Raw genomic sequence first — 23,012 nt, 5'->3', positions numbered from 1 at the left:
TATCAATATTGCTCCACATCTATCGGCGACAATTTCCAGATTTCTCTGTTGTAGTCGGAAATAGTCCTATCGGTCGAAAATTTCCCACTGGCCGCCGTATTCAGAATGCTCATTTTTGTCCAGCGTTCCTGATCGCGCCAAGCTTCTTCGACTTGCTTTTGCGCGTTCAAATAACTACGAAAATCCGCAATAGTCATCCACGGATCTTGCGGGTTTTTGATCGACGCAATCACGTCGTCGAACATGCCGGGCTCAAATTGGTTGAAATGGCCGCACTCCAACAAGCGCATGACGCCTTGCAAATCGGTATCTTGATCGATATAAGCTTGCGGGTTGTAATGCGGTTTTAATGCTTCCACCTCGGCTTCCGTGAGTCCGAACAAAAAGAAATTCTCCGCCCCAACCTCATCGCGAATTTCGATGTTCGCCCCATCCAAAGTGCCGATGGTCAGTGCGCCGTTCATCATGAACTTCATGTTGCCGGTGCCGGAAGCCTCTTTCCCGGCGGTGGAAATTTGTTCGGACAGATCCGCACCCGGACAGATTTTTTCCATGGCCGAAACCCGGTAATTGGGTAAAAACACTAATTTGAGCTTATTCCCGACATCCGGATCGCCGTTGATGACATTCGCGATATTATTGATTAACTTAATAATTTTTTTCGCCATCGCATAACCGGGGGCGGCTTTACCGCCGATCAACACACAACGGTTAACCCAATTTTGCGTATCGCCCCGCTTAATGCGGTCGTATAAATGTATGACGTGCAATACGTTTAATACTTGCCGTTTATATTCGTGAATGCGCTTGACCTGAACATCGAACAAGGCCTCCACGTCGATTTCGATGTCGAACTCGGTGCGTTTGTAATCGACCAAGCGTTGCTTGGCGGCCTGATTGAGCTCACGCCAGGTTGCCCTAAACGCCGGATCTTCGGCATGAGGTCTTAGCTTGGCCAGTTCCGACAACTCGATAATCCATCTATCGCCTATTGTCGCGGTAATCAGTTCCGCAAGTTCGGGATTACAACCCGCCAGCCAGCGGCGCGGCGTAACCCCATTGGTTTTATTATTGAATTTGTGCGGCCAAAGCTCATAAAAATCCTTAAACAAGCCTTCTTTCAACAACTTGGAGTGCAGTTCGGCCACCCCGTTGACCGAAAAACTGCCGACGATAGCCAAATACGCCATGCGCACGTTTTTTTCATGCCCTTCTTCAATCAGCGACATTCTGGCGATTCTGGCGCCGTCCCCCGGCCAATGCGCCGAAACCTCCGCCAAGAAGCGCGCGTTGATTTCGAATATGATCTCCATCAAGCGCGGCAGCAAACTTTGCATCAAATTTACCGACCATTTTTCCAGAGCTTCCGGTAACAATGTATGGTTGGTATAGGCCATGGTATTGCGGGTAATCTGCCACGCTTCGTTCCAGGATAGCCCGTGAATGTCGACCAATAGCCGCATCAATTCGGCCACCGCGATGCTGGGATGGGTGTCGTTGAGTTGAAAGCAGTTTTTCTCCGCAAATTTGGAAAAATCCCGGCCGTGCCGCCCCACCCAGTTGGCGATAACGTCCTGCAAACTCGCCGATGCCAAAAGATATTGCTGCTTTAACCGCAACACTTTGCCGTTTTCGTTGGCGTCGTTGGGATACAGCACCATGGTGATGTTTTCCGCCGTATTTTTCTGCGCCACGGCTTCGGCGTAATCGCCGGCATTAAACTCCTGCAAATTAAATTCTTCGGTAGCAATTGCCTTCCATAACCGCAGGGTATTGACGGTACCGTTTTTATAGCCCGGTACCGGCGTATCGTAGGGAATAGCCAGCACGTCATGCGTCTCCACCCAACTGCTGCGCTTGTGTCCGTTTTCGTCGATATGCATTTGAGTACGGCCGCCGAATTTAACCCGGGTCATATACTCCGGCCGTTCGATTTCCCAGACGTTGCCGTTGCGTAACCAGTGATCGGGTTTTTCGACCTGCTCGCCGTTGACGATTTCCTGAGTGAACATGCCGTACTCGTAGCGCAAGCCGTAACCGGTAACCGGTAATTGCAAGCTGGCGCAGCTATCTATGAAACAAGCCGCCAACCGCCCCAAGCCACCGTTTCCCAAACCGGCGTCCGGTTCGCTATCCAATAGCTCTTCGGCGTCCAGCCCCAAGTCGTATAGCGCTTTGATCACTTCCTCGTCCATGCCCAAATTCAACATGGCATTGCTTAGCGAGCGTCCGATCAAAAACTCCATGGACAGGTAAAACGCTTTCTTGCAATCGATGTCCCGATAAACGTTGTAGGTTTTTTTCCAGCGCTCCGCCAAACGGTCGCATATCGCCAGAGACAACGCTTCGTAAGCGTAGTGCGGGGATCGGCAGTTTTCGTCCCGGCCTAGCCGATGGCTGTAATAACGTTTGAAATCCGAAGTGATATGCTCAGCCGCCATCCCCAGTTTAGGTAACCGGGTAATGTCGGCTTTAGGGGTACTCTTACGGAAGACTTTGTGTATCATGATCTAACCCCTTGAGAAATTTAGAAAGACCGAATTTATCCATCAACCGCTGCAAGCCCTATCGGCTGCACCGACATAGTCATCGAATCACAAGCTTTGCTTACGGCAATATCTGCAAGTACCTTCAGCATTTCCTTGCCTGCATCAATAAACCTCTAACTCAAGTTACTTGGCTCGCTGACCGGTCAAGTCCGCTACGACAACGATTGAATACCGGAGAAACAGCGGGTTTGCCGACTTTAGTTCAATTTACCATGACAATGTTTATATTTCATGCCCGAGCCGCAAGGACAAAGATCGTTCCTACCTACTTTGGGGTCGCGCCGTACATAAGTTTGCGACTCGGCAGTTGCGGCCGCCCCCGAGTCTTGCTCGGCCGGTTGTTCGAGTTCGAACGCCGAATGGGCCTCGGCGTGCTCGAAATGCATGTCCACCGGCGCTTGCAACTGCTCGTCCATCGCTTGCACGTCTTCCTCGCGCGTCACCTGAATTTTGGCTAGGATAGTGACTGCCTCTTGTTTGATATGGTCCAACAAGCTGTTGAACATTTGGAAGGCTTCCCGCTTATATTCCTGCTTAGGATCTTTCTGGCCGTAGCCGCGTAAATGAATGCCTTGCCGCAATTGATCCATAGCGGCGAGATGCTCTTTCCAACCATGGTCGAGCACTTGCAACATCACGCTTTTCTCCAGATGCCTGACCACATCCACACCTATTGCTCGGGCTTTAGCCTCACTATCTTGTTCGGATTTTTCCACCAAAAGCTTACGCAACTTAGCTTCATTCAGCGATTTGTCGGCGGCCATCATTTCGACCAACGGCAAGGACAGATTCAAGTCTTGTTTTAAACAGTGTTCCAAACCCTGAATATTCCATTGCTCTTCCATGGTCTTCGGCGGAATGAATTGGCTGACGATGTCATTGATAACATCCGCGCGAATGGCGCAAATAATATCGCTGATATCGTCGGCCGCCATCAGCTCGTTACGCTGGGCATACACCACTTTCCGCTGATCGTTGGCGACGTCGTCGTAAGCCAGAATTTCTTTCCGGATATCGAAGTTGCGATTCTCCACCTTGCGCTGAGCGCTTTCGATAGAGCGGGTTACCCAAGGATGCTCGATCGCCTCCCCCTCTTGCATGCCCAATTTTTGCATCAAACCGACCACGCGGTCCGACGCGAAAATCCGCATCAAATCGTCTTCCAACGACAAATAAAAACGCGAAGATCCCGGATCGCCTTGCCGGCCGGACCTACCGCGCAGCTGATTATCGATACGTCGCGATTCGTGGCGCTCGGAACCGATGACATGCAAACCGCCGGCGGCCAGCACGGCTTGATGCCTATCCAGCCAAGCACCGCGCACCCGCTCTTTATCCGCTTCGGAAGCCTGTTCGCCCAAACTGTCGAGCTCGGCAGCCAAATTACCGCCCAGTACGATGTCGGTACCCCGGCCGGCCATGTTGGTTGCGATAGTTACCGCCCCCGGCATCCCGGCGTTAGCGATGATGTGTGCCTCGCGCTCGTGTTGCTTGGCGTTCAAAACTTCATGGACGATGCCGTGGCTTTTTAACAACGTCGAAATCAACTCGGATTTTTCGATGGACGTAGTGCCCACTAACACCGGCTGACCGCGCTGATAACAATCTTTGATGTCGGTAATCACTGCATCGTATTTTTCCCGTGCCGATAGATAAACCAGATCGCCCATATCCTTGCGGATCATCGGTCTATGAGTGGGAATGACCACAACCTCCAGACCGTAAATCTTATTCAGCTCGAACGCTTCCGTATCGGCGGTTCCGGTCATGCCGGACAATTTTTCATACAAGCGAAAATAGTTTTGAAAAGTAATCGAGGCCAGGGTTTGATTTTCTTTCTGAATGGTCACCCCTTCCTTGGCTTCTATGGCCTGATGCAGGCCTTCGGACCAACGCCGTCCGCTCATCATGCGGCCGGTGAATTCGTCAACGATAATGATTTGGTCATTGCGGACCACATAATCGACGTCTTTTTGAAACAAGCAGCGCGCGCGTAACGACGCATTGACGTAATGCATCAAGCGGATATTGGCCGGATCGTATAAGGTCGAACCTTCCGCTATCAAGCCGGCTTCAGCCAGCATGTGCTCGACTTTTTCGTAGCCCGATTCAGTCAAGTGGACTTGACGGGATTTTTCGTCGATGAAGTAATCTCCCGGCATTTTGTCCTGCATTTCCGGATCGTCGGCTTTTTCCTGCCGGCTTAGATACGGAACCAAGCGGTCGGTGGCCAAGTAAATGTCGGTACTGCCTTCCGCCTGCCCGGAGATAATCAACGGAGTTCGCGCCTCGTCGATCAAAATGGAATCGACTTCGTCGACAATGGCAAAGTGCAAGTCGCGCTGTACTTTTTGCTCCAGACTAAACGCCATGTTATCGCGCAAATAGTCGAAGCCGAATTCGTTGTTGGTGCCGTAGGTGATGTCGGCGGCATATGAGGCTTTACGTTGCTCGTGATTCAGATCGCTCACGATCACGCCGGTCGTCAGCCCCAAAAAACCGTACAACCGCCCCATGGTTTCGGCGTCGCGGCGAGCCAGATAATCGTTCACGGTAACTACGTGTACGCCCTTGCCCGGCAAGGCATTCAGATAAGCCGCCAAGGTAGCCATCAGGGTTTTACCCTCGCCGGTTTTCATCTCGGCGATTTTTCCGGCGTGCAGCACCATGCCGCCGATCAACTGCACGTCGAAATGCCTCAAGCCGAATACCCGGGTGGAGGCTTCCCGGACTAACGCAAAAGCTTCCGGAATTAAGTTATCGAGCTTTTCGCCGGCGGCTAAGCGGTCGCGAAACTCTTGAGTCTTGGCTTTGAGCGCAACGTCGGGGAGCTTTTCATACTCGGCCGCCAATGCATTGACTTTCTTGACCAGCTTGCGCTTTTTCTTAATCAGCCTATCGTTCCGGCTACCGATAACCCATTTAACCAGCTTACCCAGCATGATACTTCCAGTGTGATATTGAATTCAAAGCAAACGATTATAAACCGTATACGGTTTTTGCCGCCAGAATCTGAGTTTTTACAAATGCCTGGCAATTTTCTCGGGGAATTAATGCGGCGGTTTGCTCTACTGATCAATCAAGCCGGCACGCAGCAATTGCGGCCTTGTTGTTTGGCTTGGTACAACGCGGCATCCGCCCGGGAGAAGATAGATTCGTTGTCGTCTCCGGCTACATATTCCGTCAAACCGCACGACAGCGTGATCGAGAGTCGGTTGCCGCCGGCATTGAAACCGCTGTTTTCGACAACTTGCCGGATTTTCTCCACAACGCCGAACGCGGCTTCCGCCCCTGTTTCCGGTAACAACATCACAAACTCTTCGCCGCCGAATCGGGCCAGGAAATCAGTCTCTCGCGAATGCTGACTCAACAGCTTGGCTATGATTATCAGCACCTTATCGCCGGACTTATGCCCGTATGTGTCGTTGATGTTTTTGAAATAATCGATATCGAACACCGCAACCGACAATGCACCACCGTAACGTTTGCACCGGGCCAATTCGCTAGCCAAGCGTTCGTCCAACGCCAATCGATTGGACAATTCGGTCAAAGGATCCCGTGTAGCCTTGTATTGCGCCACATCTAAATGCGATCTCAGTTCAGAGGTTTCCTCTTCCAAGGCCTGTAATTTTTGCACCAAGGCATTCAACTGCTGTTGCGCGTTAGTTCTTTCCGCCTCTTCCTGAGCCCGAGATTGCTGCAACTGCTGGTTGAGCGTGTGGACCCGCAGCTCGATCAACTGCTTTAACGGCTCCAGCTGAGTAGCCGACGCGGAGTTTTGTTGCAACTCAACGATTTGCGCCTCCACGGTGCGATTGAAATCGCTGTGCTTGATGAAGGAGTCTTCCGCGGCAACCCCCATGCCGGCCGTCTTGATGCCCAAATCCGTCAATTCATCGGTCAAGCGCGTCAAAAAAGTTGCCATTTCCTGCTGCTCGACATCAATGTGTTTCTTGACGGAAAGCAGCAAACGCACGCCGTCGTCGAATATCGGGGCTAGCGGCTGTAGTTGGTTAAGCCGGACTCTGAGATTTGCCGCATCCTGCGCGAAGGCCGGCGGCAGCTGCACGTTATCGAGCAAATTTAACAGCTGTTCGCCGACCGTCCGATTGTCGGCCATAACATTTTGCAGTGCCTCACTTGCGTTGACGTTCTTAAGCAGGTCCGCCAAAGCCAGAAATAACCGCTGCTGATTAGGAATTTCTCGATTTTGGTAATTCGCTTGAATCCGCTGCAATGCCGATTCCAGTTCGACATGGGTTTGTATCAAGTACTCAAACAGCAGGCTGGCATCCAGATGAGAAGTCTGCTGCAAATCCTTTAGCGAATACAAGGCCTTGCTAAATGCTTCCAATTCCTGCCGCAACAGGGGATTGGCTATCCCGGCTTTAAGCGACTTACGCAAGCGCTCTAAATGCGGATCCAGACCGGGATCGAAGCCTTTAACCGCCAACGCGAAACGTACGAGCGTTTTGCAGAACAAATCGCGCAGACCTTGCTGTTCTTTTTCAAAGCTTTCTTGCTCGATCAGCAAGTCGAAATACTTAGTCTTCCACTTATCGTCACCATCGTGTTTATTGCCGAACAAACCCATACTCTCTGACACCTCGTTCGGTAAAACACGTAAACCGCAAGCTGAATAAACGCTTAGCTTGTTCGGTTAAAATTAGTTTGATGATATCCGTTATTTGGCTTGAGATTCCTGTTGAATCAATTGATCGGTCACACTCAACATGTTTTCCTGTGACTTGGCGGTAGTCGCGGTCACGCGGTACTTGCCGTTTACGATCAGCGCGGGCACCCCGGTTATCCCATAGCGGGCCGCCATGGTTTCCGCCTGCCGCATTTTTGCATCGACCAAAAAAGAGTGATAGGCGGCACGAAAATCCTCGTCCTTGACCCCATGCGTCACGAAAAATTTGGCCAATTCGTCTTCCGTAGCCAGTTTTTGCTTTTTATTCTGGATGGCATCGAACAAGTCCGCATGCACTTTCTCCACTATCCCTAGGGCCTCGGCGGTAAAAAAAGCTTTCGCGTGTTTTGCCCACAGATCGCTGAATACCGCAGGCTGCCGGATAAAGTTAACGTTCTCCGGCTTTTTGGCCAGCCATTTATTCATTTCCGGTTCCAGACTGTAACAATGCGGGCAGCCGTACCAAAAAAATTCGATCACTTCCACTTTATCGGGTTTTTGGACCGGTTGAGGCGGTGAAACCGATTCGTAATTCAATTCGCCGTGCGCTAAAACCGAACAACACAACAAACCCACTGCAGCAATTTTTCTAAGCATTTTTTCTCCGTTGTTGGCACGCCTATCTAATAATTCCCGAAGGCTATTAGAGCCGGCGTCCTGTTAACCAAGCAAAACGTTGTAGCAAGCGGTGCCTAGCCATTCGCCAGGCACCCGTCTATCGATGACAAACCGGCCGTTTCCAGCGCGTCCAGCTTGCACTACCCGGGTTATTTGATGGTGGAAATGTAGTATGCAACCGCTTTAATGTCTTCATTGGTCATCTTGGTTGCAATCATATGCATCATATTTTCCCGATTGTTGCTGCGGGCGCCGGTTTTGAAGTCGGTAAGGGTTTTGATCAAATACTCCGCATGTTGCGAATGCAAGGCCGGAAAAGAAGCCGGTTTATTACCTTCCGCATACGGCCCGTGACAAGCGACGCACGCGGATACTTCTCTGGCTATATTTCCGTTTCGATAAAGATCTTTGCCTTGAGTAATTAAATCTTCCAATTCTGCCTGCTTTTGTGCTTCGGTTTTTGCCGGCTTCGAATCGTCGTCATCTTCCATCGGCAGAACCGGCGCCGAATTTGCGGCTATTTTCTGCTCGCTATAATAGCTAGCGATTTCCGCCATGCTTTTATCGTCTAAACCGGTCGCTAACGGTGCCATCATGGGCGACAAGCGGGTGCCGCTTTTGAACGCTTGCAATTGTTTCAGCAAATAGCCTTGATGCTGCCCTGCCAATTTTGGAAACGACGGCATCGGACTATTACCGTCTTCGCCATGACAACCGGCGCAAGTAGCGGCTTTTTCCTTGCCCGCTTTACTTTGCGCAGCTGCAAAACCGCTACTCGCGGCAAGTGCCAGAGAAATAGAAACGGTCAGCAGTGTTTTTATCATTATTTAGCCCCTGTTTTCGGATAGTAATTGGGATTAACGCTTGCGGCTAATTGCGGCCGGTTGCGTAAAATCCTCGCGAATTCTAACCGATTTGCTATTTGGAGGCGAGACCGCAGCTTCCGGGTCCAACCGGTCAAGCGCTCACGCGACTTACCCGGATCAGCAGCAATGCCAAACCGCAAAACATCGCCCCCGCCAGGAACGTTGCACCGGCGCCTAATGTATCCCACAGTACACCCGCCAGAACACTGGCAAGCAACATCGCAACCCCGCCGCATAAATTAAACATACCGTAGGCTGTGCCGCGTAAATAGTCGGGCGCAGTATCGGCGACCAATTTGGCCAACAATCCCTGGGTCATAGCCATATGCACACCCCATAAGCCAATGCCGACGACTAGAGCTTGCCAGCTATCGGCAATTGCCAAGATCAGATCGGCGCTTATCAATACCCAAAGGCCGCCGACGAGCAAATACGTTGCGCTACGCCTATCGGAAAGCTTGCCGAAAGGATAAGCGCTCGCCGCATAAACGAGATTCATGGCAACCATAATTAGCGGCGAATAGGCTGGCGACACCCCGCATTGCAGTGCGCGCAGGACTAAAAACGCCTCGCTGAACCGGGCAAGACTGAAAATCACGCCGACGGCGACCACTCGCCAATAAGCGCCGCTCAACCTAGCCAAATACTCCCGGCCAATGGGGTTAGTCCTGCACCCGCCTCGCGTAATCGCAGGCTCTTTCACGCCGACGGACAACAACAACACCGACAACACACCGGGTACAACGGCAACCCAAAACACCGCACGAATATCGTTTTCCCATACCAGCATCAAACCGACTGCCAACAGCGGCCCCAGAAACGCACCAATGGTATCCAAAGCCTGCCTTAACCCGAATGCAGCCCCCCGAATTTCGATTGGGGAAACGTCAGCAATTAAAGCATCACGCGGCGCCCCTCGAATGCCCTTGCCAAGGCGATCGACCACCCGTGCGACAAACACCGTTTGGCTACTGAGCGCCAGTGCAAACAAAGGTTTACTGGCGGCTCCCAAACCGTATCCGACGATTGCCAACAGCTTGCGCTTGCCCAAATAATCGCTGAGTGCACCGGAAAATATTTTGACGATCAACGCCGTAGCCTCGGCAACTCCCTCCACCAGCCCTATCAACGTAGCGCCGGCGCCTAAACTACCGAGCATAAAGATGGGCAGCAGGCTGTGAATCATTTCCGACGAAACATCCATCAGCAAACTTACAAAACCTAAAGCCCAAACCGTCCCCGGAATTTGCGGTTTATTCATTTGGATAGTGTCTTAAAGATAGCTCTGACCGGCGAGGCGATATATCCGACTCTTGGCGCTTGATTTATGCGGTAACGCCAATCCGATTAAACCGATTCGCGCAAAAATGAAAACCGGCGATTTCCGTCAACGAAACAGCCCGTCTGGTATCAGGAAAGCGAAATCCGGGCGCTTCCCAGAGGTAAGACAGAGAGCATCGGAGCGCTGTTAACCTGAAAATACGCCTGGGAAAGCGGGCAACCGGGATACTAGAAAGCGACTCCCGAACAGTTTAGCGAGTCCCGAAAACAACAATGGTTTTACCGTGCGCAGTAATCAAGCCTTTGTCTTCCAACTCTTTCAAAACCCTACCCGCCATTTCTCTGGAACAGCCTACGATACGGCCGATTTCCTGCCGGGTAATATGCAACTGCATGCCGTCCGGATGAGTAATCGCATCGGGTTCTTTGGCCAGATCCAGTAAAGTACGAGCAATGCGGCCCTCCACGTCCATGAATGCCAAGTCTCTGAACTTACGGCTGGTAATCAATAACCGTGTCGACAACTGTTCGCCGAGAACCGTCAAAATTTCTACAGCGTGCTCCCGCAACTCGTTATTCAACAGCATTTTAAAACGGTCGTAACCGATTTCGGCCATTTGAGATTTAGTCCGGGTTTTGACGTACGCGCTACGAATTTCGGCATTCTTAAACACCCCGATCTCGCCGACGAAATCATGTTTGTTCAAATACGCCAAAATCAGTTCGTGCCCGTCGTCGTCCTCGACGCTAACACTTACGGAGCCGTCCACGACGAACAGCAGTTTGTCCCCAACGTCCCCCGGCCGCACAATGGTCAACTTCGCCGGATAACTGCGAATGTGGCAAACGTGCAAAAACGCATCCAACGCAGCTTGGGAAATCTTATGGTTTTTTCTCATCGGTAGCGGATTCATTGTTGTAATAATTTTTTCCAAACGATTGGGTTACCCTATCAAAAAACTGTACTTTTGTGCAAAAAAAAACGTTGGCTCAACTGTTATCATTGTAAAATTTGCTCATATTTTGGTTTTAAGGAATTGACATGCAAGCAACGGTTAAATGGATTGACGGCAGGGCGTTCGTCGGCGAGTCCGGCAGCGGTCATGCGGTCATAATGGACGGCCCGCCTGAACACGGCGGACGAAATATCGGAGTTCGGCCAATGGAAATGCTATTACTAGGGGTAGGCGGTTGTTCGTCATTCGATGTCGTGGATATTTTGCAGAAAGGCCGTCATGAAATTACCGGCTGCACCACCGAATTGTCGGCAGAACGAGTCGACGCAACGCCTGCCGTATTCAGCAAAATTCATTTGCACTTTAAGGTAATCGGCAAAAATCTTTCCGTATCGGCCGTGGAACGTGCAGTCAAACTTTCCGCGGAAAAGTATTGTTCGGCGTCGATTATGCTAAGTCATGCCGGCGTGGAAATTAGCCATGATTTCGAAATAATCGAGGGTTAATCGGTTGAGCAAATTACAATTACACGGTTTCAATAACCTAACGAAATCCCTGAGTTTCAACATCTACGACGTTTGTTACGCGCCCAAGGAACAAGAAAAAGCCTACATCGAATATATCGACGAGGCGTATAACGCGAAACGTCTAACTCAGATACTGAAAGACGTCGCCAACATCATCGGCGCGCAGATACTGAACATCGCTCATCAAGACTACGACCCGCAAGGCGCCAGCGTGACTATGCTGATTTCCGAAGGCGCGGTGATTCCGGCCGGCATGAACTCGGAATCGCCCGGACCTTTGCCTGATACGATTTTGGCGCACCTAGACAAAAGTCACATCACGGTGCACACCTATCCGGAAAGCCATCCGGATACCGATATTTGCACGTTCCGCGCCGACATTGATGTGTCCACTTGCGGGCAGATTTCCCCGCTTAAGGCCTTGAATTATTTGATTCACAGCTTCGAGTCCGACATCGTAATCATGGATTACCGGGTGCGTGGATTCACCCGCGACATTTCCGGGCAAAAACATTATATCGACCACAAAATCAACTCGATCCAGAACTACATCGCCGAAAGCACCAAAGAGCTATACCAAATGATAGACGTCAATGTCTATCAAGAGAACATCTTCCACACCAAGATGATGCTCAAGGAAACCGAACTGGAGAATTACTTGTTCGAAAAAGAAAGTAATTTTACGGAAGAAGAAAAAGAGGAAATTCAGGAACAGCTGCAGGACGAAATGGCCGAAATTTTTTACGGCCGCAATTTTTCGTAATACCGACCGGGCCGTCTGTTCACAGAGAGCCCGGTCGTGCTTAGCTCAGCTTAGTTAGAATCGGTAACATTGATTTGCATCGCTTTCACGATGGCGAGCAATTCTTGGCGTTGCTGTTTCAACGGCATTAATTCCGCTTCCAATTGCGCGATACTTTCGCTGACGGCACCTTTGGATTCGTTGATTTTTCTTAACATCACCAACCGACTTTCGATTTGTTTTTTGTGATCCTTAATCTGATGCATCAGCGGCGTTAGCACGCTGTTGCTCCAAGCCGCCGCATCTTTATGCGCTTGTTGCAAAATCGTCCGAGCTTTGGCGATCAACGTCCCATACAACTTATTGATCACCAGATTTTGTTCAGTCATCGTGGTGCGGGCACTGCTTCGAAACGCTTCACCTTCGTCGAAAATTTGTTCCAGTTCAAATTGATATTGTTTGATGGAAAACAGCTGCGGCTCGATTTCCTTAAAACCGTATTCCTCTTGGAATTTCTTGTGGATAGCCTTGATCAAGCGGCGGGTTTCCTCGGTAATATCCACCGAATCCTGCAACAAATCGCGTAATTCGTCGAACAGCTTACGCATGTTTTGCTTCATGCCGTAGGTAGTCAAGCTTTTGCGCATGTCTTCTTTGGTACGTGCGATGATTTCATCCACTCTTTCCTTAGAGAAAGAATCGATCAACATTTTGGCCTGCACGGCAAACACCTTGCGACTGGCTTGAAAATTTTCGATATTGGCCATATAAGCATTTTGCCTATCCCGCGTTTCGGCCATCAACTTACCGGTCAATTCTTGATTTTCAAAATCCATTTGTTTGAATTCCTCCCATTGCTTGGAGGCATTTACCAGCTTGGTATTCATCAGTTTAATGGATTCACTGACCAAAAAGCCGATATCTTTTTCGATGGCCCCTCGCAGAATCTCGCGGCGCTGGCTCAAAATATCCACGGACAAATACTGTTCCAAATTTTGCAAACGGCTCCTTTCGAACAACGCGTTGTCGCCTTTTACCTTTGCCAACAACGCTTGTTTAGCCGATACCGAAAAGATCACCTGCTTCTCGATGTTCAGAATAGTCGCGCAGGTTTCCACTTGCTTTTCTATCGCTAGTTGATAGCCTTGATCGCCCGCCAAGTCGTCCCACATCGAGTCAATCTTGTTCATTACGACGGCCAACCCTTGACGCCGCAGCCCACGGGAACCGCAAACATGGCTTTTCCACATTTCCAGGTCGCTTTTGGTAACCCCGGTATCGGCCGCCAGCACGAAGATAATCGCCTGAGCGCTAGGAAGCATGCTCAGCGTCAGCTCCGGTTCGGTACCTAACGCATTCAAGCCCGGCGTATCCAGGATACACAAGCCCTCTTTCAACAAAGGATGCGGAAAACTAATCAGCGCATGCCGCCAACACGGAATTTCTACAGACTCCGGATTAACGATACCCTGTTCGGCCGCTTCGCGCTCGTTCCACAACCCCAGTTTATCGGCCACTTCCTTGGTTACCCGTTTGGTGGCTACTAATTCTCTGAAAGCCTCTTGCATTTGGGTAGGCGAATCGATATTCAAATCCACTTGCGTCCAGCGCTCGGGGTTGCGCTTATAATCCATTAACGTGATTTCTTCCAAGCGGCTCTCTATGTTTAACAGCCGAATGTAACTGCCTCCGCTTTCGTCCCAAAACAATTCGGTAGGACACATCGTGGTTCGCCCCGGCGATGACGGCAACAAACGCACACCGGTTTCGGCAAAAAACAGTGCATTAATCAATTCGGTTTTTCCGCGCGAAAATTCGGCGACGAACGCTAATGTCACTCTATCGTTATGCAAACCGTGCAAAATGCTCAAAATCGCTTCCGTGCTTTGCGGGTCGCTGAAGTTATAACGCTCCCGCCACTCCCGATACATTTCAATCGCCTGTATCAGCTGTTCGCGCCAATTCGAATATTCGTGCAGTTGTTCTTTAAAATCCAAATTTCTCATGGCAAGCCTATGTGCTGACTGTACTCACAAAGTTCAAGCGGTTATAGATAAGGCGTAATTGTAGACCAATTACTCTAGCCCGTAAGCGTCGCGCCGTGCGCGCTAGTTCACACCGTATTGTTGTCTGTATGCGCGTATCACCGGCAAGCGCTCCGCGTATCCGCTTTCTTGCTCCATATACTCGATAATGTGTTGAAAGCCGATGATGGCCAAAACCGGAATACCGAATTGCCGGGTAACTTCTTGGACCGCGGAAAATTCATTTTGGCCTTTTTCCTGCCTGTCCAGTGCAATTACCACTCCGGCCACGCTTGCCCCTGCGGCCTCTATCACCTCGACCGACTCGCGCACCGATGTGCCGGCGGTAATCACGTCATCCAATATCCAAACCTTGCCGCGTAACGGCGCGCCGACCAACACGCCGCCTTCGCCGTGATCCTTGGCTTCTTTGCGATTGAAGGCAAAGGGAATGTCTTGATGCAAACGGGCGTAGGCAATTGCCGTCGTACTGACTAAGGGTATGCCTTTGTATGCCGGCCCGTACAATACATCCGCCGCCACATTCGCACTCAGCAAAGTTTGCGCGTAAAACCGGCCTAAACGATCCAGCTGAGCGCCGGTGTTAAACAAGCCGGTATTGAAGAAGTAAGGACTGGTTCGCCCGGATTTGAGCTGGAATTCTCCGAATTTCAATACGCCGCATTGCAAGGCGTAACTGATAAATTGTTGTTGGTAGTCAAGCATAAGTTAAGGATCTGAAATAAAGCGACGAGGGATTATACCCATGTTTCAAGGAAGGAATTTCTGCAACACGCTATCCAGAAAATTCCAACCGACTGCGGAACATGCCACGCGCTCTCCATGCCGCGCCAATAACCCTGCCTCAAGACACTGAGCCAATGCGGGTTGCAATACATCCACCGCTAAGCCGGTCGCAGCCTGAAAATCGGCCAAGCTAAATCCGGATTTCAAGCGCAAGGCGTTCATCACGAACTCCAAGGATAACTGATCCTGCGCTATCACCGCTCGACTGCCGCCCGCGGGGTTCAACCAGTATTGCTCGGGATTCTTAGGCTTTGTTGTGCGCAGAATGTGCCCCGGCATCGCCAAACTGAGTTTACCGTGCGCTCCGGCGCCTATGCCCAGATAATCGCCGAACTGCCAATAATTTCGATTGTGCCGGCATTGAAAGTCAGGCAAGGCATAAGCGGAAATTTCGTATTGCTTATAACCCTGTTTTGCCAACAGATCTTGGCAACGCTGCTGGTGCGTAAAAATAGTTTCGTCGTCGGGCAATTGCGGCGGATAACGGTGAAAATAAGTATTCGGCTCCAGCGTTAACTGGTAATAAGAAATATGGGTAGGTTTTAGCGACAACGCCGCTGCCACGTCAGCGATTGCGCTGTGCTCGGTTTGCTCCGGCAGACCGAACATCAAATCCAAATTCAGATTATCGAACCCCGCGTCGCGCGCAATTTGTGCTGCACCGAAAGCTTCCTCCGCATTGTGCACCCGTCCCAGCCGTGCTAGTTGCGCGTCGTCGAAACTTTGAATGCCTATCGACAAGCGGTTAATGCCCAATTCCCGGTAAGCGCTGAACTTGGCACTCTCGAAGGTTCCGGGATTGGCCTCCAGGGTAATTTCGCAATCGTCAGCCAATTCAACCAAGGCTTTCACGCCTTTCAGCAAGCGCTCCAGCGCCGCGGCGGAAAACAAACTCGGCGTACCGCCGCCCATGAAAATGCTTTCGATGCGCCGCGGCTGCGGCAAAGCCGCTATTTCGACGCGTAAATCATCCAGCAGTGCCGCTATGTATCGCTCTTCCGGCAAGTCTTGTTTGAGCGCATGCGAGTTGAAATCGCAGTAAGGGCATTTTTGTAAACACCACGGAAAATGAATATACAGACTGAGCGGCGGCAAATCGGCTTACCAACTACCGGTGTTCGGCATCGAACACCAAGGTTCTTGCGGCGGCAACGCCGCGCCCTTTTGCAGCAACTCAATGGAAATCGCGTCCGGCGAGCGAATAAATGCCATCCAGCCGTCACGCGGCGGGCGGTTTATGATGACTCCTTGATCCAGCAAAGCTTGGCATATCTTATAAATGTCATCGACTTCGAACGCCAAATGCCCGAAGTTACGCCCCCCGCTATAAACTTCCGGGTCCCAATTATAGGTCAGTTCCAATAGCGGCGCCTGGACGGCTTCGGCAGTGCCGCCGTCTGCAGGCGCGGCCAAATACACCAAGGTAAAGCGGCCCGCCTCGCTTTCCATACGCCGAATCTCGCGCATGCCCAATTTATTACAGTAAAAATCCAGCGACTCGCTCAAGTCGCTCACCCTTACCATAGTATGTAAATACCGCATCACTACCCTCCAAACTCTACATTCCGAAAAACATTCCGCAGCCGGCCACGCCGTGAGCACCGCGCTTGCTAGGCCGACAGCGCCGGGATTTTAGCGTAAGCCCAGCCTCGCCCAGCTGAAAACTACCATTCTAAAAATAGTGATTTGCCATAATTGTTTATTATAATACTGGGTTATTAGCCTGTGAGCTCCCTCTCTCGGGCTATGGCTGCTGTTCACTTACTCTGGAGAATTAAGATGACTTTCGAATTACCTGCATTACCGTACGCAAACGACGCCTTGGCTCCGCACATTTCCCCCGAAACCATCGAGTACCACTACGGAAAACACCACCAAACCTACGTAACCAACCTGAACAACTTGGTTCCCGGCACTGAATTCGAAGGCATGTCTTTGGAAGACATCGTGAAAAAATCGTCAGGCGGCATGTTCAACAACGCCGCGCAAGTGTGGAACCACACCTTCTACTGGAACTGCTTGTCGCCCAACGGCGGCGGCGAACCGACCGGTGGATTGGCTAACGCCATCGAGCGTACCTTCGGCTCTTTCGAAAAATTTAAAGAAGAGTTCACCAAATGCGCGGTCACCACATTCGGCTCCGGCTGGGCTTGGTTGGTGAAGAATGCCAACGGCTCGCTGGAATTGGTTAGCACCAGCAATGCCGGTTGCCCGTTAACTTCCGGCCTCACCCCGATTTTGACTTGCGACGTTTGGGAACACGCTTACTACATCGATTACCGCAACGCCCGTCCGAAATACATGGAAGCCTTCTGGGCCTTGGTAAACTGGGAATTCGCCAACGCCAACTACGACGCTTAATCGTATAAGCGCTTAGGCCTTTAAAGCCGGTCCGATGGTCGGACCGGCTTTTTTATGCCTTGTGCCGGCGCACGAACGCCGTTACCCGTCCCGCATCGAACGGCCAATCCAATTGCGAGGCGCTTTCGATATGCAATAACACCGGTATCCGAAGCGCGTAGAGCTGCTGCGCCGCCTCGTCATCCATAATCTCCCGGCACGCGTAAGCCAAACCCAGCTCGGCCAACACGGCTTCCGCTTCCTCGCACAAATGGCAACCCGCGGTGCCGAACAACAAAAACTCTATCATCAATGTTTGGACAATCTATCCAAATAGCCCATGATGAAAGCGGAAACCACCAAGGTTAAATGAATGATGACAAACCACAGCATCTTGTCGTTTTCGGTGTGTTCGACTTCCATAAACACCCGGAGCAAACGGATAGACGAAATAGCCACTATCGACGTGGCGACCTTCAATTTCAACGAACCGTAGTCGTGCGTGCCCAGCCAATCCAGTTTTTCCGCATTTGCGCCTATGTCCAAGCGCGAAACGAAGTTTTCGTAGCCGCTAAACATGACGATCAAGGTCAAACTGCCCACCAAGGCCAAATCGATGAAGGTCAGCAAACGCAGGATAATTTGGCCGTCGTCTATTTCCAGAATATGCGGCACGAAGTGGTACAACTCCTGAAAGAACTTGATCGCCAACACCACCAGCACCACGCTCATCCCTAAAAATACCGGCGCCATGATCCAGCGGCTGGCGTACATCACGCGTTCCAAAAAATGTTCTATGCGGGTTTGCATACGCTTTTCATCGCTCAATGCTGTAAATGTGCCGCCAACCAACGAGCGGCAACCTCAAGCGGCATCCCCTTTCGGCGCGCATAATCTTCCAGTTGGTCCGCCTCGATTTTGCCGACGTTGAAATATCGGGAGTCCGGATGGGCAAAATACCAGCCGCTGACCGCCGACGCCGGATACATCGCATAACTTTCCGTCAAGCTAATTCCGGTCAAAGCAGTCGCATCCAACAATTCGAACAGTTTTGCCTTCTCGGTATGGTCAGGACAAGCCGGGTAGCCGGGTGCCGGCCGAATGCCGCGATATTCCTCGGCAATCAATGCCTCGTTATCGTAGCTTTCGTCCGCGGCGTAACCCCAATATTCGGTACGCACCTTGCGATGCATGTATTCCGCCAAGGCTTCCGCCAAGCGGTCTGCCAACGCTTTCAGCATGATGGCACTGTAATCGTCGTGGTCCTCGGCAAATTCCTGCAGCTTGCTTTCGATGCCTATCCCGGAGGTCACCGCAAAACCGCCGATATAATCCGCAATTCCGCTTTCAACCGGAGCAACAAAATCGGCTAGGCAATAATTCGGTTTACCCGGCGCCTTTACGTTTTGTTGGCGCAAATGGTGCAACAACATACGCTGTTGCGTGCGGCTGTCGTCGGCATAAAGCACGATGTCGTCGCCGTCGCTATTGACCGGAAAAAAGCCGATTACCGCCTTCGCGGCCAACCAGCGCTCTTCGATGATGGCGTGCAGCATGGCTTGTGCGTCCTCGAACAACTTCGTCGCCTCGACCCCTACCGTGACGTCTTGCAGAATTGCCGGGTAACGCCCCGATAATTCCCAGGTCAGGAAAAACGGCGTCCAATCGATGTATTCGACCAAACTTGCCAGAGAAATGTCGTCTATCAGCTTAGTGCCTAAAAAGCAGGGTTTAACCGGTTGATGACTGGCATAATCGAATTTATTGCTGCGTGCGGACGGCAATGCATGCTGCGGATTTTTTGCTTGCCGGCCTTGGTGCCGCTCGCGTACCTGTGCGTACTCCTCGCGGGTTTTAGCGACGAATTCGGCCTTTAAATCCTGGCTCAACAGCGAGCCGACCACACCGACCGCGCGTGAAGCGTCGGTGACATAAACGGTCGGCTGTTCATAGTTGGGTTCGATCTTGACCGCGGTGTGGGCGCGCGAGGTGGTGGCGCCGCCTATCATCAACGGCATGGTAAAACCTTGGCGCTGCATTTCCTTGGCGACGTGTACCATTTCGTCCAGCGACGGCGTGATCAAACCGCTGAGGCCGATCACGTCGACCTTTTCCTCGCGGGCGGTTTTCAATATATTTTCCGCCGGCACCATCACACCCATGTCGATCACCTCGTAGTTATTGCATTGCAACACCACGGTGACGATGTTTTTGCCGATGTCGTGCACGTCGCCCTTGACGGTGGCCATCAGCACCTTGCCGTTGGTTTGCCGTTCGCTGCCGTCGACTTCCGCATCCATGAACGGCATCAGATAGGCCACGGCTTTCTTCATGACCCGCGCCGATTTCACCACTTGCGGCAGAAACATCTTGCCTTCGCCGAACAAGTCGCCGACCACGTTCATACCGTCCATCAACGGGCCTTCGATCACGTGCAAGGGTTTCTCGGCCTCCAGGCGGGCGGCTTCGGTATCTTCCTCGATAAAGTCGGCGATACCTTTGACCAAAGCATGTTCCAGGCGTTTGTTAACCGGCCATTCGCGCCATTCCAGGGTTTCCTGCTTGGCCGCCTGGCCGCTGCCCCGATATTTCTCGGCGATTTCCAACAATCTTTCGGTGCCGTCCGGGTTGCGGTTCAAAATCACGTCCTCGACCGCATCGCGCAATTCGCGCGGAATGTCTTCATAGATCGCCAACTGGCCGGCGTTGACGATGCCCATATCCATGCCGGCCTGCACCGCGTGGTACAAAAATACCGCGTGGATCGCTTCGCGCACCGGATTGTTGCCGCGGAACGAGAACGACACGTTGGATACGCCGCCGGAAATCAAGGCGTGCGGCAGGTTTTGCTTGATGATGCGGGTGGCTTCGATGAAGTCGACGCCGTAATTGTTGTGCTCCTCGATGCCGGTGGCGACCGCGAAAATGTTCGGGTCGAAGATGATGTCTTCCGGCGGAAAGCCGACCTGCTCGGTCAGAATCTTGTAGGCGCGACTGCAAATTTCGATCTTGCGCGCCATGGTGTCGGCTTGGCCGACTTCGTCGAAGGCCATCACAATCACAGCCGCGCCGTAGCGCCGCACCAGCTTGGCTTGTTCGATGAATTTGGCTTCGCCTTCCTTGATCGAGATCGAGTTGACGATGCCCTTGCCCTGGACGCATTTCAGGCCGGCTTCCAGAATCTCCCATTTCGACGAATCCAGCATCACCGGCACTTTGGCAATGTCCGGCTCGGCCGCCAGCAGATTCAGAAAGCGCACCATCGCCGCTTTGGAATCGAGCATGCCTTCGTCCATGTTGATGTCGATGATCTGGGCGCCGTTTTCGACCTGCTGGCGCGCCACTTCCAGCGCGTCCTCGTAGCGCTCTTCGACGATCATTTTCTTGAACACCGCCGAACCGGTGACGTTGGTGCGTTCGCCGACGTTGACGAACAAGGTTTCCGGGCCGATGCTCATCGCTTCCAGACCTGCCAGGTGGCAGCGTTTTTCCAGCTTGGGAATTTGTCGCGGCGGATATTTGCTCAACGCGGCGACGATGGCGCGGATCGTGTCCGGCGAGGTGCCGCAGCAGCCGCCGATGATGTTCAGATAACCGCTGGCAGCCCAGTCGGCCAGCTCGGCGGCCATCATTTCCGGGGTTTCGTCGTATTCGCCGAATTCGTTGGGTAAACCCGCATTGGGGTGGGCCGAGACGTAGGTGTCGGCAATATTGGACAATTCTTCGATGTACTGACGCAATTCCCGGGCACCGAGCGCACAGTTGAAACCGATCGAAATCGGTTTGACGTGTTTCAGCGAAGTCCAGAATGCGGCAGCGGTCTGGCCGGACAAGGTGCGGCCGGAGGCGTCGGTAATGGTGCCGGAGATCATCACCGGCAATTGGTAACCGATTTGCTCAAATACCGACTCCACGGCAAAAATCGCCGCCTTGGCGTTCAAGGTATCGAACACAGTTTCGATCAAAATAATGTCGGCGCCGCCGGCTATCAGACCGCGCGTGGCTTCGCTGTAAGCATCTACTAATTCATCGAAGCTGATGTTTCTGAACCCGGGATCGTTAACGTCCGGCGACATCGACGAGGTGCGATTGGTAGGCCCTAACACGCCAGCGACGAAACGCGGTTTTTCCGGAGTCTTGGCGCTAAACTCTTCTGCGACTTGCTTGGCCAGTTTTGCCGAAGCAAGGTTAATCTCGTAAGCCAACTCTTCCATGCGATAGTCGGCCATCGCAACCCGAGTCGAGTTGAAGGTATTGGTTTCCAATATATCGGCGCCGGCTTGCAGATACGCGCCATGAATGGCTCGAATAATCTCCGGCCGGGTAAGCGACAACAAATCGTTGTTGCCTTTTAAATCCACCGGCCACTGCGCAAAACGCTCGCCGCGGTAATCCTTTTCCCCTAGCTTGTAGCTCTGTATCATGGTGCCCATGGCACCGTCCAAGAACAAAATTCTCTGCGAGAGCTGCTGATGTAATATCGTTGAATTGGTCATTAGCAAAAGGCGTTGAAAAAGCGCAACCTTTTAAGGTGTCGACGGAATTTAAAATGTAAAACGAGGAGGAAAAATGTCTAAACCGGATCTACTGCATGTTGTTAAAAGCGTCATTGCCGCGGGAATCGGGGTACAGAGCAATAAAAATCGGGAGATCGATTTTAAGGACGGCTCTCTGCCGGCTTATATCGTCGTCGGAGCGATAGCGACTGTATTGTTGATCGGCGCCATCGTATTTGTCGTATCGCTGGTTCTGGGTTGACGAACCCTAGCGAGCAAGCCAGACCGCAGTCGGGCTTGCTCGCCTGCAGCATTAGTTGCCGGATACTTTGAAGCTGTCTTTGATGCTGATAAACAGCTCTTTCATACCGCTGAACAAGTTAGCGAGCGTAGGCGCTTCTTTCAAAATCACCAAGGTCCGAATTGCCGCTACCGCCAACACGCCGGCCGCCGATGGGAACAACTCGCACAAGCTGTTGACCAAGAAACCGCCGGCATTTTCCTGCGTCCGTCTATCGCCGACACTAGTCAACTCGCGATCATAACTTTCGCCGATGTCTCTACCGCCTAAGGCGTCGATAATTTCGATGCAGAAAATTTGCGCTACGAATTCGACCCCAAAGAACACTACGGAACAAATGCCCACCCACATCATTACGCTGCTCTTTTTGGCCCTCATCATGGTCTGGTAGACCCAAATCGCAGCCAACACCATCACTATACCACCTATCATGATTGCTCCCCTTTAGCTATTGTTATTCTTATGCAACAAGTTAAAGGTGCATACTACTTCTATTCGCTCGTATTGGCAATTTCAAGCTCACTCTTTCTTCGAAGATTATCAATTGCTTGACATTAAAGTTAGCTAAAGTAACATATGGCGCTCTGGCGCCGGTCTCGGCGTTTTTTGATAACAATGACCAATTAACAATAAGGTAGGAGGCACCCATGGGAGCGATCTTAGACTTGACAGAAATGTTAAAAGAACCATCAGGCATGATTGGAGCGGTAGTCATTATCGCTGCAGGATATTTCTTCGTAAAATGGGTGTTTGCCGAACCTAAAGACGAAGAGTAAGCGACAAGCAGTAAGCTTAGCTTTTCTGAATAAAGG

General features: G+C 51.6%; 20 protein-coding genes. 5 read left to right on the top strand and 15 right to left on the bottom strand.

What is annotated here, in order from left to right; genetic code table 11:
* Window positions 1-2: 2 nt before the first annotated feature.
* The 7 genes from F1E05_RS01805 to crp all read right to left on the bottom strand — a co-directional run bounded on the left by F1E05_RS01805 (window position 3) and on the right by crp (window position 10,906).
* The gene (locus F1E05_RS01805; RefSeq protein ID WP_150046280.1) at window positions 3-2,507 is read right to left on the bottom strand and encodes a glycogen/starch/alpha-glucan phosphorylase; all 2,505 of its coding nucleotides are present in this window, start codon (window positions 2,505-2,507) and stop codon (window positions 3-5) included.
* Window positions 2,508-2,746: 239 nt separating this feature from the next.
* Complete coding sequence (secA, locus tag F1E05_RS01800) at window positions 2,747-5,491, bottom strand: preprotein translocase subunit SecA (protein WP_150046279.1); 2,745 nt, start codon at window positions 5,489-5,491, stop codon at window positions 2,747-2,749.
* 137 nt (window positions 5,492-5,628) lie between these two features.
* Window positions 5,629-7,143 (bottom strand): GGDEF domain-containing protein, encoded by a 1,515-nt coding sequence (locus F1E05_RS01795; RefSeq protein WP_150046278.1) that lies wholly within the window; start codon window positions 7,141-7,143, stop codon window positions 5,629-5,631.
* Between the two features lie 90 nt (window positions 7,144-7,233).
* Window positions 7,234-7,839, bottom strand: a complete 606-nt coding sequence (locus F1E05_RS01790) for a thiol:disulfide interchange protein DsbA/DsbL (protein ID WP_150046277.1) — start codon at window positions 7,837-7,839, stop codon at window positions 7,234-7,236.
* Window positions 7,840-8,009: 170 nt separating this feature from the next.
* Window positions 8,010-8,684: a c-type cytochrome gene (locus tag F1E05_RS01785; protein WP_150046276.1), complete on the bottom strand. Its 675-nt coding sequence runs from the start codon at window positions 8,682-8,684 to the stop codon at window positions 8,010-8,012.
* Between the two features lie 133 nt (window positions 8,685-8,817).
* Entirely contained in the window at window positions 8,818-9,987 is a 1,170-nt protein-coding gene (locus F1E05_RS01780; protein WP_150046275.1) for an MFS transporter, read from the bottom strand.
* Window positions 9,988-10,258: 271 nt separating this feature from the next.
* A complete protein-coding gene (gene crp / locus F1E05_RS01775) occupies window positions 10,259-10,906 on the bottom strand; it encodes a cAMP-activated global transcriptional regulator CRP (protein ID WP_150046274.1) in 648 nt (215 codons plus the stop codon).
* Window positions 10,907-11,049: 143 nt separating this feature from the next.
* Here crp and F1E05_RS01770 point away from each other — a divergent pair, with 143 nt between their 5' ends.
* Entirely contained in the window at window positions 11,050-11,469 is a 420-nt protein-coding gene (locus F1E05_RS01770; protein WP_150046273.1) for an OsmC family protein, read from the top strand.
* A 4-nt stretch (window positions 11,470-11,473) separates the two neighbouring features.
* Window positions 11,474-12,253 (top strand): adenosylmethionine decarboxylase, encoded by a 780-nt coding sequence (gene speD / locus F1E05_RS01765; protein ID WP_150046272.1) that lies wholly within the window; start codon window positions 11,474-11,476, stop codon window positions 12,251-12,253.
* A gap of 50 nt (window positions 12,254-12,303) precedes the next feature.
* Here speD and F1E05_RS01760 read toward each other — a convergent pair whose 3' ends face one another.
* The 4 genes from F1E05_RS01760 to F1E05_RS01745 all read right to left on the bottom strand — a co-directional run bounded on the left by F1E05_RS01760 (window position 12,304) and on the right by F1E05_RS01745 (window position 16,605).
* On the bottom strand, window positions 12,304-14,238 hold the full coding sequence (locus tag F1E05_RS01760) for a dynamin family protein (RefSeq protein WP_150046271.1): 1,935 nt from the start codon (window positions 14,236-14,238) through the stop codon (window positions 12,304-12,306).
* Between the two features lie 102 nt (window positions 14,239-14,340).
* A complete protein-coding gene (gene pyrE, locus F1E05_RS01755) occupies window positions 14,341-14,982 on the bottom strand; it encodes an orotate phosphoribosyltransferase (protein ID WP_150046270.1) in 642 nt (213 codons plus the stop codon).
* Between the two features lie 45 nt (window positions 14,983-15,027).
* On the bottom strand, window positions 15,028-16,158 hold the full coding sequence (gene hemW, locus F1E05_RS01750; protein ID WP_150046269.1) for a radical SAM family heme chaperone HemW: 1,131 nt from the start codon (window positions 16,156-16,158) through the stop codon (window positions 15,028-15,030).
* Window positions 16,159-16,164: 6 nt separating this feature from the next.
* Entirely contained in the window at window positions 16,165-16,605 is a 441-nt protein-coding gene (locus F1E05_RS01745) for a VOC family protein (RefSeq protein ID WP_150046268.1), read from the bottom strand.
* A gap of 237 nt (window positions 16,606-16,842) precedes the next feature.
* Between F1E05_RS01745 and sodB the strand changes: the two genes are divergently transcribed.
* A complete protein-coding gene (gene sodB, locus F1E05_RS01740) occupies window positions 16,843-17,424 on the top strand; it encodes a superoxide dismutase [Fe] (RefSeq protein ID WP_150046267.1) in 582 nt (193 codons plus the stop codon).
* Window positions 17,425-17,476: 52 nt separating this feature from the next.
* On the opposite strand, the gene F1E05_RS01735 is transcribed toward sodB, so the two are convergent.
* The 3 genes from F1E05_RS01735 to metH are packed head-to-tail and all read right to left on the bottom strand — an operon-like array spanning window position 17,477 to window position 21,836.
* Window positions 17,477-17,713, bottom strand: coding sequence for a glutaredoxin family protein (locus F1E05_RS01735; RefSeq protein WP_190303222.1), 237 nt, complete (start codon window positions 17,711-17,713; stop codon window positions 17,477-17,479).
* Window positions 17,713-18,213 (bottom strand): TIGR00645 family protein, encoded by a 501-nt coding sequence (locus F1E05_RS01730; RefSeq protein WP_197737403.1) that lies wholly within the window; start codon window positions 18,211-18,213, stop codon window positions 17,713-17,715. Before F1E05_RS01730 ends, F1E05_RS01735 begins: the two co-directional genes overlap by 1 nt.
* Window positions 18,214-18,227: 14 nt before the next feature.
* The gene (gene metH, locus F1E05_RS01725; protein WP_408631323.1) at window positions 18,228-21,836 is read right to left on the bottom strand and encodes a methionine synthase; all 3,609 of its coding nucleotides are present in this window, start codon (window positions 21,834-21,836) and stop codon (window positions 18,228-18,230) included.
* A 136-nt stretch (window positions 21,837-21,972) separates the two neighbouring features.
* On the opposite strand from metH, the gene F1E05_RS01720 reads away from it, so the two are divergent.
* Window positions 21,973-22,161 carry a DUF2970 domain-containing protein gene (locus tag F1E05_RS01720; RefSeq protein WP_150046264.1) on the top strand — a complete coding sequence of 63 codons (189 nt, stop codon included), beginning with the start codon at window positions 21,973-21,975 and terminating at the stop codon, window positions 22,159-22,161.
* 51 nt (window positions 22,162-22,212) lie between these two features.
* Here F1E05_RS01720 and F1E05_RS01715 read toward each other — a convergent pair whose 3' ends face one another.
* On the bottom strand, window positions 22,213-22,632 hold the full coding sequence (locus F1E05_RS01715; RefSeq protein ID WP_150046263.1) for a hypothetical protein: 420 nt from the start codon (window positions 22,630-22,632) through the stop codon (window positions 22,213-22,215).
* A 215-nt stretch (window positions 22,633-22,847) separates the two neighbouring features.
* Here F1E05_RS01715 and F1E05_RS20705 point away from each other — a divergent pair, with 215 nt between their 5' ends.
* Window positions 22,848-22,976, top strand: coding sequence for a hypothetical protein (locus tag F1E05_RS20705; RefSeq protein ID WP_255189959.1), 129 nt, complete (start codon window positions 22,848-22,850; stop codon window positions 22,974-22,976).
* Window positions 22,977-23,012: the final 36 nt, after the last annotated feature.

Origin of the sequence: Methylomonas rhizoryzae (genome assembly GCF_008632455.1) — a bacterium.
Lineage (GTDB): Bacteria > Pseudomonadota > Gammaproteobacteria > Methylococcales > Methylomonadaceae > Methylomonas > Methylomonas rhizoryzae.
This window is presented reverse-complemented; position numbering and strand designations above follow the sequence as displayed.

Excerpts from the sequence above, each read along its gene's own strand:
- F1E05_RS01805 (WP_150046280.1), bottom strand. The coding sequence starts at position 2,507 with ATGATACACAAAGTCTTCCGTAAGAGTACCCCTAAAGCCGACATTACC.
- secA (WP_150046279.1), bottom strand. The coding sequence starts at position 5,491 with ATGCTGGGTAAGCTGGTTAAATGGGTTATCGGTAGCCGGAACGATAGG.
- F1E05_RS01795 (WP_150046278.1), bottom strand. The coding sequence starts at position 7,143 with ATGGGTTTGTTCGGCAATAAACACGATGGTGACGATAAGTGGAAGACT.
- F1E05_RS01790 (WP_150046277.1), bottom strand. The coding sequence starts at position 7,839 with ATGCTTAGAAAAATTGCTGCAGTGGGTTTGTTGTGTTGTTCGGTTTTA.
- F1E05_RS01785 (WP_150046276.1), bottom strand. The coding sequence starts at position 8,684 with ATGATAAAAACACTGCTGACCGTTTCTATTTCTCTGGCACTTGCCGCG.
- F1E05_RS01780 (WP_150046275.1), bottom strand. The coding sequence starts at position 9,987 with ATGAATAAACCGCAAATTCCGGGGACGGTTTGGGCTTTAGGTTTTGTA.
- crp (WP_150046274.1), bottom strand. The coding sequence starts at position 10,906 with ATGAGAAAAAACCATAAGATTTCCCAAGCTGCGTTGGATGCGTTTTTG.
- F1E05_RS01770 (WP_150046273.1), top strand. The coding sequence starts at position 11,050 with ATGCAAGCAACGGTTAAATGGATTGACGGCAGGGCGTTCGTCGGCGAG.
- F1E05_RS01760 (WP_150046271.1), bottom strand. The coding sequence starts at position 14,238 with ATGAGAAATTTGGATTTTAAAGAACAACTGCACGAATATTCGAATTGG.
- pyrE (WP_150046270.1), bottom strand. The coding sequence starts at position 14,982 with ATGCTTGACTACCAACAACAATTTATCAGTTACGCCTTGCAATGCGGC.
- F1E05_RS01745 (WP_150046268.1), bottom strand. The coding sequence starts at position 16,605 with ATGCGGTATTTACATACTATGGTAAGGGTGAGCGACTTGAGCGAGTCG.
- sodB (WP_150046267.1), top strand. The coding sequence starts at position 16,843 with ATGACTTTCGAATTACCTGCATTACCGTACGCAAACGACGCCTTGGCT.
- F1E05_RS01735 (WP_190303222.1), bottom strand. The coding sequence starts at position 17,713 with ATGATAGAGTTTTTGTTGTTCGGCACCGCGGGTTGCCATTTGTGCGAG.
- F1E05_RS01730 (WP_197737403.1), bottom strand. The coding sequence starts at position 18,213 with ATGCAAACCCGCATAGAACATTTTTTGGAACGCGTGATGTACGCCAGC.
- metH (WP_408631323.1), bottom strand. The coding sequence starts at position 21,836 with ATGGGCACCATGATACAGAGCTACAAGCTAGGGGAAAAGGATTACCGC.
- F1E05_RS01720 (WP_150046264.1), top strand. The coding sequence starts at position 21,973 with ATGTCTAAACCGGATCTACTGCATGTTGTTAAAAGCGTCATTGCCGCG.
- F1E05_RS01715 (WP_150046263.1), bottom strand. The coding sequence starts at position 22,632 with ATGATAGGTGGTATAGTGATGGTGTTGGCTGCGATTTGGGTCTACCAG.
- F1E05_RS20705 (WP_255189959.1), top strand. The coding sequence starts at position 22,848 with ATGGGAGCGATCTTAGACTTGACAGAAATGTTAAAAGAACCATCAGGC.